Below are 12,330 nucleotides of genomic sequence, written 5' to 3'. Positions count from 1 at the left end.
CACTTTCTCCTGTGGGAGCCGGGCTTGCCCGCGATGCAGACGCTGCGGTGTTGCAGGTGAACCGAGTCGCTCTTATCGCGGGCAAGCCCAGCTCCCACAGAGTTATGGGCTGGCTGCGCGATAGCGTCCTCTGAAGCAAGCCGTCGCGGGCTAGCGTTGCTTTGCTAGGCGATGATTTTTTCCTGTGGGAGTGAGCTTGCTCGCGATAGCTCCAGTACAGGCAATATATTCATCGACTGACAGGCCGAATCGCGAGCAATGTGGATCGCCACCCCGGTCACTCCTACAGGGTGCGTGTTTGCTGCGCGACAGCGTGGTGTCAGGGACACCGGGGCGACTCCCACAGGGATATGCAGTATTGCTCAACCCTTCTTCCCCAACATCACATGCGAAAAAACCGCATGCAGATCATCCGAAGCGCTGTCCTCGTCCAGACGGAGTTTTCTGTCGATGTGATCCATGTGATGCATCATCAGCTCTACCGCACGCTTCGCATCACGCGCTTCGATGGCGTCGATCAACTGGCTATGTTCATCCCATGAACAGTGCGTGCGATTGCCGCTTTCATACTGGGCGATGATCAGCGAGGTCTGCGAGACCAGGCTGCGCTGGAAACTGATCAGCGGACTGTTATTGGCCGCCACCGCCAACTGCAAGTGAAACTCACCGGACAGGCGAATGCCTGCGCCACGATCGCCTCTGGCAAAGCTGTCGCGTTCGTCGCTGACCATCTGCCGCAAGGCCGACAACTGCTGGGCCGTTGCATGCTCGACCGCCAATTCGGTAATGGCTTTCTCTACCAGTCGACGCGCGAAAAATACCTGGCGCGCTTCATCGATACTCGGGCTGGCGACCACTGCGCCACGATTGGGACGCAAAAGCACCACACCTTCGTGGCCAAGGCGCGACAAGGCTCGACGAATGATCGTACGACTCACGCAAAAAATTTCACCCAGCGCCTCCTCGCTCAGCTTGGTACCCGGGGCAAGGCGCTGTTCGAGAATTGCCTCGAAGATGTGCGCGTAGACAACGTCGTCCTGAGTACCGCTGCGTACTGTTTTTTCAGTGCGTGGCTGCTTTTTGAAGGGTTGCAACAGTTCGTTCATGAGCGCTCGAGGCAGTCGCCGGTAAAATGTCCGCGCATTGTACACGGCGACTTGTTCGCCAGGCATCGCGACACCCGCAAGGTGCCGCGAAGCCTTTGAGCGCGGTGTTGATCAGCGCTGGTGCATCGAGATGTCATCGGGCAAGCGCATGACGAACACCTGTGTGCCACGGTCCGCCAGGCTGGTGATATTGGTGCCCCCCAATAATTTGATCACTTTGCCTTGCTGCCTGGCTTGTTCAAGGGTGTGGGAAATGGGTTCTGCGGCATAGATGCGAATCAAGGGTTCGACCATCCCGTCTCCGTCCAGAGGATCGCGGAATGCACCACTCGGAGGGGTCGTAATATCCCCGGTTGTTGAACGACGAAGATAGAGCAGGTAGACCTCTTCCTGCCCTGGACGACGAAACGCCATGAACTCACGCCCACCGACCGCCAACTGGTCATGCAGGATTTCGTAGCCGTTGCGCGTCAATACATCGGCCATCAGACCTCTAAGGCTCTGGATGCTGCCTGGTAGCCTGGCCTCGGAAGCCGATCTGATCAGCCATTCCACTGTCACGGGATGGTGGGTGGCAAAGTCCAGGCGTTCAAAGCTGTCCAGCGCGCTTTCGTTACCGATGCTCCAGTGCAGTTGATTATCGGCTTGATTGGTCGGATACGCCTTGTTGAGCATCAAAAGCGGATCGTTAAGTTGCGCCAGCGGCGCCGTTTGGCCGGTACGCCACGCATTCACGGTGGCTTTGAGGTTGATCATGCGGGTGGCGGTCACGGCTGACGTCGACGCGTCGGCCATCTCGAACAGCTTATGCGCCAGCACCAGATTCGTGATGTCGGTAAACCCCGGGCGACTCTCTGCGATATAGGCCTCGATTTTGCGATTGAACAGCGGGCCCTCCACTGCCCACTGACCTGTCGCTGGCTGATATTTCGCCATCATCGGCTGATCGAAGGGATTGCGTCGAATCACCTCACTGAGTTCCGCAAAATTGCGGCACTCAGAATAACTGCCAGGGTTGCGAATGAACGCAGTATTGGTCCTGCGCTGTCCGCCGGCGGGCAGGATTTCGTAAAACTTCTGACCGATGCGGATCACGTCGTAATCATGAGCGAAGTCGAGCCGGTAAATCGGCGGGTTGACGCTGATCTGATCCAGCACGGCCATATTGTCCACCTGCTTTTCCCATCCCCTCCACGCATCGGCGCTGGCCGCCTGCCGGGAAGATCCCGCGACGGGTTGCGGCGGACGACGGTCCGGTTCGACCTGCGGCGAATCAGGCTCCTTGCGTTTTGTTGGCGACGGTACGGTCTGAGTCGCTGGCGGGCGTCGGTACTGCTCAGCCCAGTCAGGCAGCGACCTGGTCTTGCGGTAATGCTCGGCGAGCAGCAACTCCATGCGCTGTTGTTGATCGACAGGAAAATTGAATTGATCCAGCAGTTCACGGGCTTGCCTGGTTCGAAAAGCGCTATTGCCATGGGCTTCAACCAGCAGTATCTCCGCGATCATCGAGCGGCCACCGCCCTTGAGGCCGACGTCGCTGTGATAGACCCATTCCCCGCCCACCTGACGCACTGGCTGCTCGTAACCATGGGCAGCGGTTTTTTTCAGGCGCAAGGTCTGCTCCCCCGGCCGACGGTAAACCCGGTAAGCCGAGCCTTGATGATGGATGAACAGCTCACCGTTTTTCAGCCAGGTGCCCGCGTCATTTCCACTCTGCGCGACGGCGCCTGACAGCGAGATATCGGCCTCGTAACCGACAAATTTTGTGATTCTGGAACGCCCGGACATCGATGGTAATGCGCGCCCCAGGCTCGTTAGCTGCCGCAAGCGGGTCGCTCGACGGGCTACCACCACGAGAGCGCTCACGGTGCTCACTCCGGGGATTACCGAAAGCAGCACGTCGATCACCGAAAGCATCGTGCTACCGGCCGTCAACAGACCTTCATCAAGCTTGCCCGCCCTCAATGCCTTGCTTGCAGCATGACCGTCACTCCAGCCGTCTTGCACACTGAACAACACGCCCAAACCCGGTACGAACGAGACAACACCTCTGAAGAACATCAGATACAACTGATTGCGCCGCTGATTGTGCTCCCCTTTGAGGTCGTGATTACTGCGCGCTTCGGTCAGGGATTTTTCGTAAAGCAGGTCCTCACGCACATGCAGTTGCTGCTCGCTGATCAACAGATCCAGCGCGGGCACTATCGCGACAAAACCTTCAAATCCACGCCTGAGTGCTTCCCGGATATAACGCTCGGCGGCAGCTTGCTCACTGGCGTTCTCCACACAGGACGCCAGCCAGGCAACCCGTGCAGGCAGACGCAGCAAGCTGCTGATCAGACGCTCGCGAGCTTCCTGCACACTGTCGGCCTCTATGAAGCACTCTCCATCCGGCGCCTGGGGCAGATACATCAGCACCTTGCCGCTCGCCTTGTGCTCGATGACGCTGATGCCTCGCAAGGTCCGGCTACTGCGCTCTCCTGTCAGAGCCTGGCCCGGTTTGAACACCAGTCGATTGATAAACACCCCTGCCTGGCTCAACACGGCAGTGGATCTGGCTTTAGCCGCCTGGGTCAGCAGTGCATAACCGGCCTCGCTCAATAGGCGACGCTGGCGTGCACAGAAGCCATCGAGAATGATGTGCAGCTCATAGGCTTTGATCATCAGCTCAGCGTCGCGGGCCGATGCCGGTGAGCGCAACTGGAACACCGAGCGCAGCAGGCTGCGATACTGTCCGGCGATATCCAGCTCGGGAATGATCTTGAGCAGGTAGTCTCCGGTAATGCGGTGCAAACCTGCCATCTGAGGCGATGGTGGATACGAGAGTTCAAGCATGCCCAGCCTTGCGATGGTGTTCTCATCGCGGGCATCGAAGTTTTCCCGGGCCAGCCCGGACAGGCTCGACTGCACACGCGCTTCGCTGCCCTTCCAGGGCTTGTGATGCAATGGGCTTCCATACTGCGGATCAATATCAACGTGACGATGGACGCTCTTCGGCAGATCTATGATCAGTTGATCGGCATCGATGTCCATCCTCAGGTCGTTTTTGATACGAGCATTCAGTTGCTGAGCAGTGAAGGCATTGAAGGTCGGAAGCTTAGCCGCCAGATGCGACTCCAGGCGACCCGCAGCACTGTGAAATTCAGCCAGTCGGGTTGCGTATTCCTGACGTATTTCGAGAGGTGCATTGAGCAACCATACGGGAAATTGCGGCACCAGTTCGGCGGTACGTTGCTGTTCGGCAATCAGGTCGATGGCCCGCTCACGGGTTTCGCCAAGGGCTACACCGAGGTTGCTCACTCGCTCACGACTGTCCATCTCCAGGAGCGCGCTTGCCCGCGATGGCGTTGAATCAGACGATGATGTTTTGACTGAACGGCCGCCATCGCGGGCAAGCGCGCTCCTACAGGAGTTGGGCTGCGTACACAGAACTTCAAGCTCCCTGAGCTGGGTGTTCACCCCATGCTGAATCGGCTTTATGGTGATCACACGGGTCACGAATGTGAGCGGCGCCGCCATGGCCGCAGCGCGTTGCGTCTTGCTGACATGGCGCCACAGCGTGGTTTCCGCCCCTGTGCCCAAGGTAAAACCCAGCCGGTCCTTGAGCGTCTGCAACGATTCGAATTTTTGCAGACCGCCCGCTTCACCGGGCACGTACAGCAAAGCCGGTTCGATCAGCGCTGGAGTTTTCTGCGCCTGTTCAGTGGTGACGATCATTGCACCGCTGAACACCACGGGCTCGTCCGGATCGCCAACGCCCACATCGAGATGCAGCACGTCGTCATCCGGCTCATCCGCAAGCCCCAGCGCATACTGAAGCCGCTGCAGGTCCGCCGCACTCAGCGTGCCTTCGCAGATCTGTAATTGAGCCAGCGCCAACAGCGCTGCCTGCCGCTGCGCAATCAGTTGCGGTTTCAGCGCCAGCAATGCTTCGCTGTCGAGGGGGGCCGCAAGCAGCGTGCGCAGTGACTTGCCAGCAGCATGGAGCCGCATGCGGCACGTCTGATAAGCAGACAACACATCAATCTGTTCACAAGCCTCGCCCACGTGATTGAGGATGCGTTGCAGGTGATCGGCGATGCGCCGCTGATTGAGGCTTTCCGGGAAGCTTTCCGGCAGGCTGTCGAAGGCTATCAGGTCGCAAGCCCGGCCCGTCCAGTGGATGCCAGCGTCCGGGGTTGCGAGGGTTGTCGAATCATTCACAGGGTCATGCTCCATTGATCAAAGTCTCTGGAGCGTCCCGAATCTGCGAATGACTAAGTGACTACATAACTATTGCTTACAAAACTATTGCTGACAAAACAGTCAGCTGCCGCGATACGTCGAATAGCTGTAGGGCGAAACCAGCAGCGGTACATGATAGTGGTCCTGCCCTGCATCAATCCCGAACCGCAGCACCACCACATCAAGAAAAGCCGGCTCTGCCAGCTGTGTGCCCCGCGCCCGATAATAGTCACCTACATGGAACTGCAACTGGTAGACACCGGAACGGTAATCTTCGCCGTGCAACAAAGGCGCATCGCAACGACCATCGCTGTTGGTCACCGCGTCGGCAAGCAATACCAGGCCTTCGTCTTGAACCCGATACAGCTGAATTTTGATGGAGCTGCCGGGGCAACCATGAGCGGCGTCCAAAACATGCGTCGTCAATTTCCCCATGACCAATCAATGCCCCGTTATGAAAGTAATGAGTTTGCGGTCGCACCCTATGAGTGCAGGCAGGCGACCAGACGATGTCGAATTAAGACACTTTTACGAAAATCTGTACACAATAAATACCGTTGGCAAAGCTCGGTGACAGCCTCTGTTCTGATGGACGCCGATTTATCGGGACCTCAGGAATTGAATGGTTTTTTTGTGGATAACCTGACCAGTCAGGCAAGTTTCTTGCAAGCGTTCTTCCCAAGGTTTCGAAACCAGCTGGATGGGAAATGGTGGTTACAATCCTCAAATCACTTTGTATACAATCTGCCCATCACAGGACTATTTGAATGAAAGGAAGACTGCAGTGAGTGCTGACTACCCTCGCGACCTGATCGGTTACGGCAGCAACCCGCCCCACCCACGCTGGCCGGGCAACGCGCGTATTGCGCTGTCCTTCGTGCTTAATTACGAGGAAGGCGGCGAGCGCAATATTCTGCATGGCGACAAGGAGTCCGAAGCATTCCTGTCCGAGATGGTCTCCGCTCAACCGCTGCAAGGCGAGCGTAACATGAGCATGGAATCGCTCTATGAATACGGCAGCCGCGCGGGCGTATGGCGCATCCTCAAGGTGTTCAAGCAATTCGATATCCCGCTGACGATCTTTGCCGTGGCCATGGCAGCCCAGCGTCATCCGGATGTGATCCGCGCCATGGTCGCAGACAGTCATGAGATTTGCAGCCACGGCTATCGCTGGATCGACTATCAGTACATGGACGAAGCCAAGGAACGCGAGCACATGCTCAAAGCGATCCGCATCCTCACCGAGATTACCGGCGAACGTCCGCTGGGCTGGTACACCGGCCGCACCGGGCCCAACACCCGGCGTCTGGTCATGGAAGAAGGTGGCTTTCTCTACGATTGCGACACCTACGACGACGATCTGCCCTACTGGGAGCCGAACAACCCGACCGGCAAGGCGCATCTGGTGATCCCGTACACGCTGGACACCAACGACATGCGCTTTACCCAGGTGCAGGGTTTCAACAATGGCGATCAGTTTTTCCAGTACCTTAAAGACGCCTTCGATGTGCTGTATGCCGAAGGTGCAGACGCGCCGAAGATGCTCTCCATCGGTTTGCATTGCCGCCTGATCGGTCGCCCGGCACGGCTGGCCTCTCTGAAGCGTTTTATCGAATACGCCAAAAGCCACGAGCAGGTCTGGTTTACGCGTCGGGTCGACATCGCGCGCCACTGGCACGCCGAACATCCCTATCAGCCGGAGACTGCGCGGTGAGTCATTTCACGACACTAAAGCCGTCGACACTGAGCCGCGATGAGTTCATTGCCACTTTTGCTGATATCTACGAGCACTCGCCGTGGGTCGCAGCCGCCGCTTACGATCAAGGCTCAGTCGATGAGCTGGACGATATCGAGACCCTGCATGTGCGAATGAGCCAAATCCTGCTCGGCGCCGATCATGAGCAGCAGCTCGTACTGATCAACGCCCACCCGGACCTTGCCGGTAAAGCCGCCGTGCAAGGGCAACTGACCGAAGCCAGCACCAGCGAACAGGCCGGGGCCGGTATTCACCAGTGCACGCCTGAAGAGTTTCAACGCTTCACCGAACTCAACGACGCTTATAAAGCCCGATTCGCCTTCCCGTTCATCATGGCGGTCAAAGGCAGTAACCGGCACCAGATACTCGCAGCCTTTGAGACCCGCATCGATAATACGGTCGACGCCGAATTCGCCTGCGCCCTGGCCGAGATCAACAAGATTGCCCTGTTTCGTTTGCAAGCCCTCTAACCGCCCTACCCAGGCCACTGATCAAAAGGCAGACCTAAAAGAATGAAAGCTTACGCCGCACCCTTCGAGAAGTTCGTCAACCTGGCCGACGCGCGCCTGGGCACCAAAATCCTTTCCGTCACTGACGACTGGTTCGCCGACGCCAACCGCCTGTTCCAGCCAACCGCGGCGGTGTGGAAAGAAGGCGTGTTCGACGACAACGGCAAGTGGATGGACGGCTGGGAATCGCGTCGCAAGCGTTTCGAGGGTTACGACAGTGCAGTGATCCGTCTGGGTGTGGCGGGCTCGATCAAGGGCGTGGATATCGACACGTCCTACTTCACCGGTAACTATCCGCCATCGGCCTCTCTGGAAGCGTGCTTCCTGGCCAGCGGCGATCCGGACGAGAACACTCAGTGGACCGAAATCCTGTCCGCCGTAGAGCTGAATGGCGACAGCCATCACTACCATGAAATCAACGCTGAACAGGCTTTCAGCCATCTGCGTTTCAATATCTATCCTGATGGCGGCGTTGCACGTCTGCGCGTGTACGGCGTGCCGTTCCGTGACTGGTCGGCGGTGGGCGAATCCGAGCAGATCGATCTGGCCTCGGCGCTCAACGGTGGCCGTGCTCTGGCATGCTCCGATGAACACTACGGCAGCATGAGCAACATTCTCAATCCGGGTCGCGGCGTGAACATGGGCGACGGCTGGGAAACAGCACGTCGTCGCACACCCGGCAACGACTGGGTGATCATCGCCTTGGGTCATGCGGGAGAAGTGGAAAAAGTCGTGGTTGATACCCTGCACTTCAAAGGTAACTATCCGGACAGTTGCTCGATTCAGGGCGCCTTCGTCAAAGGCGGCACTGACAGCCAGATCGAAACCCAGAGCCTGTTCTGGCGCGAACTGCTGCCAAGCCAGAAACTGAGCATGCACGCCGAGCACGAGTTCGCCGAGCAGATCAAGGCCCTAGGCCCGATTACCCATATCCGGTTGAATGTATTTCCGGATGGTGGCGTGAGTCGTCTTCGGGTGTTGGGTAAGGTTGCACGCTAAACCGGTACAGACTGTGTGAAAACGTAGCGAGCGACGGCAAGACAAGGCAAAAACAGGCGAAAAACGGCCGGGGTCGCGTCCGACTCTAGGTGTTCTAAATGAGCATTTTTCGCCTGTTTTTAACGCAGCATTGTGCGCGTAGCACCGAAGGTGCCCAGCCTGCAGTAGTTTTCACACAGTCTGTGTAGGAGCGCGCTTGCCCGCGATTGCGGTGTGTCAGACAACGAAGGTCCTTCGGCCCTTATCGCGGGCAAGGTGGAGCGCCACCCCGGTCGCTCCTACAGCAAATCAAATGAATTCAAACAGAAGACCCAGCATGCGCACACTGACCATCGAACCGTTGACCAAAGAAGCTTTTGCCCCGTTCGGAGATGTCATCGAAACCGACGGCAGCGATCACTTCATGATCAACAACGGTTCGACCCAGCGCTTTCATCGTCTGGCCGAGGTGCAAACCGCGACGCCGGACGACAAGGCGATCATCAGTATCTTCCGCGCGGAGGCGCTGCAGATGCCTTTGATCATCAGCATGCTGGAGCGCCATCCGCAGGGCAGTCAGGCGTTTGTGCCACTGCTCGGCAACCCTTTTCTGATCGTGGTCGCGCCCATTGGCGATGAACCTGATTCAGAGCTGACCCGCGCTTTCGTGACCAACGGCAGGCAGGGTGTTAATTACCATCGCGGCGTCTGGCACCACCCGGTGCTGACGATCGAAAAGCGGGATGACTTCCTGGTGGTTGATCGCAGTGGAGCTGGCAATAACTGCGATGAGCATTTTTTCGCTGAGAGCCAGAAGCTGGTTCTCGACCCCCACCCGTAGCAGCCTGAGCGTCCGGCAAGTGACGCAGGCTTGAGGTAATACCGTGGAAGCACATTTGATGGAATGGCTGAATCTCAGCGTGCGCTGGATTCACATGATTGTCGGTATCGCCTGGATCGGCGCATCGTTCTACTTTGTCTGGCTGGAGAACAACCTTAATCGGGTCAACCCGCGCGACGGGCTGTCCGGAGATTTATGGGCCATTCACGGTGGCGGCATCTACCACCTGGAAAAATACAAACTCGCGCCGCCGACCATGCCCGAGAACCTGCACTGGTTCAAATGGGAAGCGTATTTCACCTGGCTGTCAGGTGTCGCCCTGTTGTGTGTGGTGTTCTACACCAATCCAACCTTGTACCTGCTCGCACCGGGCAGCAGCCTGTCCGGTCCGGAAGGCGTGGCATTGGGGTTGGGTTCGTTGTTCGTTGGCTGGTTCGTTTACAGCTTTCTCTGCGATTCGGCGCTGGGCAAACGCCCCGCTCTGCTCGGCCTGATTCTGTTCGTGCTGGTTATCGCGGCGGCGTATGGCTTCAGCAAAGTCTTCAGCGGGCGCGGCGCTTACCTTCATGTCGGCGCGATCATCGGCACGATCATGGTCGGCAACGTATTCCGCATCATCATGCCCGCCCAGCGTGCGTTGGTAGCCGCCATCGCCGAGAACCGCACACCGGATCCATCGCTGCCCGCCAAAGGCTTGCTGCGTTCGCGCCACAACAACTACTTCACCTTGCCGGTGCTGTTCATCATGATCAGCAACCATTTCCCGAGCACTTACGGCAGCGCGTATAACTGGCTGATCCTGGCCGGGATCGGCGTGTTGGCGGTGCTGGTCCGTCACTACTTCAATACGCGGCACAACAGCCACAAGTTTGCCTGGACCCTGCCCGTCGCCGCACTGGGCATGATCTGCCTGGCTTACGTCACTGGCCCTGCGCCAATGCCGAAACCTGCGCCAGCGAAGATCGAATATCAGCCATTGCCGGGCACCGCCGTCGGCGGCTATCGCCACGACGAAGTTCGGCCAGCCCCACCTCCGGAACCTGTGGCCGAGGTTGCCGCTGCCAGCCCAGGCGTCGACTTTGGCAAGGTGCAGAGCGTGATTCATGAACGCTGCACGGTGTGCCACTCCGCCAAACCTACCAGCCAGCTATTCAGCGCTGCGCCTGCCGGCGTGATGTTCGACACCGCAGAACAGATCAGGCAAATGGCCCCGCGCATCCAGGCCCAGGCCGTAACGTCGCAAATCATGCCACTGGGCAACATTACCCAGATGACTCAGCAGGAACGGGAATTGATAGGAGCGTGGGTGACTGCAGGTGCGCAGACCCACTGATCTTTGGCCGAACTAACTGTAGGAGCTGCCGAAGGCTGCGATGGCAATCTTCCTGATACATCGCCATCGCAGCCTTCGGCAGCTCCTACAGTAAGCCAATGAAACTTCCACACACGCCCCACAATTGCTCGCCCTGCCCTGTCCCAGAGCACTTGCACTAAACTTCCGCACCCCATATCCTCCGCCGCCGCGTTAAAACCCATCCTGTTGCAATGCTGACTGAACAGACAACTAACTGACCAACCGGTCAACTGTGACGTTTTCTGAAAAAAAGCCTCGAACGACTGCTAAAAATGCAGCCGATTACACTTTCGTGCGCTTTTCAATCGGCATTGGCTCAGCTCTTGCTATGTAGTCAAAGCTGACCAAACAGACATGTTTTAAATGCGGAAAAGTGCCTAAAAAGAGCACCAAAAAAAGACCATCACGATCCATCAGGGGAGCATTGAATGAACCGTATTATTTCCAGCGCGATAGTTGCCGGTAGTCTTCTGGCGTCCGGACAAAGCATGGCCGACGGCCTGCTGCAATGGCAGAGCAACAGCCTGACTTACCTCAACGGCCGCGACTTTACAGTCAACCCGTCAAACCAGCAGACGTTCACCTTTGAACACGCTGACGGCTGGAAATACGGTGATAACTTCCTGTTCATCGACAAGATCTTCTATAACGGCAAAGGCGACGCCACCAACGGTGATAACACTTACTACGGTGAAATATCCCCGCGCCTGTCCATGGGCAAGATCTTTGGTCAGAAATTCGAGTTCGGCCCGATCTCCGATGTATTGCTGGCGGCCACTTACGAGTTTGGTGAAGGTGATAACGAGTCGTACCTGATTGGTCCGGGTTTTGATTTGAACATTCCGGGCTTCGATTACTTCCAGTTGAACTTCTACAAGCGTTACACCGACGGTCATCGTGCAGGTTACGGCGCCTGGCAGGTCACGCCGGTCTGGTCCTACACGATCCCGGTAGGCAAGTCCGACATCCTGATCGACGGCTTTATCGACTGGGTGGTGGACAACAAGTCCGACCGCAACGGCGAATACAAATCCAACGTTCACTTCAACCCGCAAATCAAATACGACCTGGGCAAAGCCATCAACTTGCCTGAGCGTCAGCTGTATGTGGGTATCGAGTACGATTACTGGTCAGACAAATACGGTATTGAAGACACCAAGTTCTTTGATACCAACCAGAACACCGCAAGTTTGCTGGTGAAAGTGTTCTTCTGATAAACATACGATCTGTAGGAGTGAGCTTGCTCGCGATAAACGATAACGCGGTATGTCTTCTGGCTGCGTCTCATGCATCGCGGGCAAGCCTCGCTCCCACAGGAATCTCGTGAGCCCAGAGTTCTGCGTATCTACTCCCACGGCAACGGTTTTCCCGCCCGCACTTTCGAGTTGATCGCACGCAGCAACTCCAAAGGATCACTCTCGGTTTGCGCGTGACTCTGTTCATCGACCCAGGCCGAAACCTGCTTGCGATCCAGATTGGGCCGCAAATGCAGGATCTCGACCAACTGCCGCTCACATTGCTGAGCGTACGCAACAACACTGGAAAACAGTGGGCTATTCATT

At 57.3% G+C, this 12,330-nt stretch carries 11 protein-coding genes; 7 read left to right on the top strand and 4 right to left on the bottom strand.

What is annotated here, in order from left to right; genetic code table 11:
- Nucleotides 1-362 precede the first annotated feature (362 nt).
- The 3 genes from KDX30_RS22350 to uraH all read right to left on the bottom strand — a co-directional run bounded on the left by KDX30_RS22350 (nt 363) and on the right by uraH (nt 5,765).
- Nucleotides 363-1,106 carry a GntR family transcriptional regulator gene (locus KDX30_RS22350; RefSeq protein ID WP_231677519.1) on the bottom strand — a complete coding sequence of 248 codons (744 nt, stop codon included), beginning with the start codon at nt 1,104-1,106 and terminating at the stop codon, nt 363-365.
- Between the two features lie 111 nt (nt 1,107-1,217).
- Nucleotides 1,218-5,309 (bottom strand): dermonecrotic toxin domain-containing protein, encoded by a 4,092-nt coding sequence (locus KDX30_RS22345; protein ID WP_231677518.1) that lies wholly within the window; start codon nt 5,307-5,309, stop codon nt 1,218-1,220.
- Nucleotides 5,310-5,411: 102 nt separating this feature from the next.
- Nucleotides 5,412-5,765 (bottom strand): hydroxyisourate hydrolase, encoded by a 354-nt coding sequence (uraH, locus tag KDX30_RS22340; protein ID WP_122705989.1) that lies wholly within the window; start codon nt 5,763-5,765, stop codon nt 5,412-5,414.
- Here uraH and KDX30_RS22335 point away from each other — a divergent pair.
- The 7 genes from KDX30_RS22335 (at nt 5,727) to KDX30_RS22305 (ending at nt 11,982) form a co-directional block, all read left to right on the top strand.
- Nucleotides 5,727-6,101 carry a hypothetical protein gene (locus KDX30_RS22335; RefSeq protein WP_231677520.1) on the top strand — a complete coding sequence of 125 codons (375 nt, stop codon included), beginning with the start codon at nt 5,727-5,729 and terminating at the stop codon, nt 6,099-6,101. The two genes, uraH and KDX30_RS22335, sit on opposite strands and share 39 nt — an antisense overlap.
- 13 nt (nt 6,102-6,114) lie before the next feature.
- Nucleotides 6,115-7,044, top strand: a complete 930-nt coding sequence (gene puuE, locus KDX30_RS22330; protein ID WP_231677517.1) for an allantoinase PuuE — start codon at nt 6,115-6,117, stop codon at nt 7,042-7,044.
- Nucleotides 7,041-7,556, top strand: a complete 516-nt coding sequence (uraD, locus tag KDX30_RS22325; protein WP_231677516.1) for a 2-oxo-4-hydroxy-4-carboxy-5-ureidoimidazoline decarboxylase — start codon at nt 7,041-7,043, stop codon at nt 7,554-7,556. Before puuE ends, uraD begins: the two co-directional genes overlap by 4 nt.
- A gap of 42 nt (nt 7,557-7,598) precedes the next feature.
- On the top strand, nt 7,599-8,594 hold the full coding sequence (gene alc, locus KDX30_RS22320; protein ID WP_231677515.1) for an allantoicase: 996 nt from the start codon (nt 7,599-7,601) through the stop codon (nt 8,592-8,594).
- Nucleotides 8,595-8,910: 316 nt separating this feature from the next.
- On the top strand, nt 8,911-9,414 hold the full coding sequence (locus KDX30_RS22315) for an ureidoglycolate lyase (RefSeq protein ID WP_027897924.1): 504 nt from the start codon (nt 8,911-8,913) through the stop codon (nt 9,412-9,414).
- Between the two features lie 43 nt (nt 9,415-9,457).
- Nucleotides 9,458-10,747 (top strand): urate hydroxylase PuuD, encoded by a 1,290-nt coding sequence (locus tag KDX30_RS22310; protein ID WP_099267331.1) that lies wholly within the window; start codon nt 9,458-9,460, stop codon nt 10,745-10,747.
- 449 nt (nt 10,748-11,196) lie between these two features.
- Nucleotides 11,197-11,982, top strand: a complete 786-nt coding sequence (locus KDX30_RS22305) for an outer membrane protein OmpK (RefSeq protein ID WP_027902391.1) — start codon at nt 11,197-11,199, stop codon at nt 11,980-11,982.
- Nucleotides 11,983-12,113: 131 nt separating this feature from the next.
- Here the strand turns inward: KDX30_RS22305 and KDX30_RS22300 are convergent, their stop codons facing one another.
- Nucleotides 12,114-12,329, bottom strand: a complete 216-nt coding sequence (locus KDX30_RS22300) for a glutathione S-transferase family protein (protein ID WP_027902392.1) — start codon at nt 12,327-12,329, stop codon at nt 12,114-12,116.
- Nucleotide 12,330: the final 1 nt, after the last annotated feature.

It is taken from the genome of Pseudomonas quasicaspiana (assembly GCF_021147825.1).
In the GTDB taxonomy this organism is placed as follows: Bacteria; Pseudomonadota; Gammaproteobacteria; order Pseudomonadales; family Pseudomonadaceae; genus Aquipseudomonas; species Aquipseudomonas quasicaspiana.
The sequence above is the reverse complement of the archived record's forward strand: the minus strand, read 5'-3'. Positions and strand labels throughout refer to the sequence as shown.

Excerpts from the sequence above, each read along its gene's own strand:
- KDX30_RS22335 (WP_231677520.1), top strand. The coding sequence starts at position 5,727 with ATGAGCGGCGTCCAAAACATGCGTCGTCAATTTCCCCATGACCAATCA.
- KDX30_RS22300 (WP_027902392.1), bottom strand. The coding sequence starts at position 12,329 with ATGAATAGCCCACTGTTTTCCAGTGTTGTTGCGTACGCTCAGCAATGT.
- uraH (WP_122705989.1), bottom strand. The coding sequence starts at position 5,765 with ATGGGGAAATTGACGACGCATGTTTTGGACGCCGCTCATGGTTGCCCC.
- alc (WP_231677515.1), top strand. The coding sequence starts at position 7,599 with ATGAAAGCTTACGCCGCACCCTTCGAGAAGTTCGTCAACCTGGCCGAC.
- KDX30_RS22315 (WP_027897924.1), top strand. The coding sequence starts at position 8,911 with ATGCGCACACTGACCATCGAACCGTTGACCAAAGAAGCTTTTGCCCCG.
- KDX30_RS22350 (WP_231677519.1), bottom strand. The coding sequence starts at position 1,106 with ATGAACGAACTGTTGCAACCCTTCAAAAAGCAGCCACGCACTGAAAAA.
- KDX30_RS22305 (WP_027902391.1), top strand. The coding sequence starts at position 11,197 with ATGAACCGTATTATTTCCAGCGCGATAGTTGCCGGTAGTCTTCTGGCG.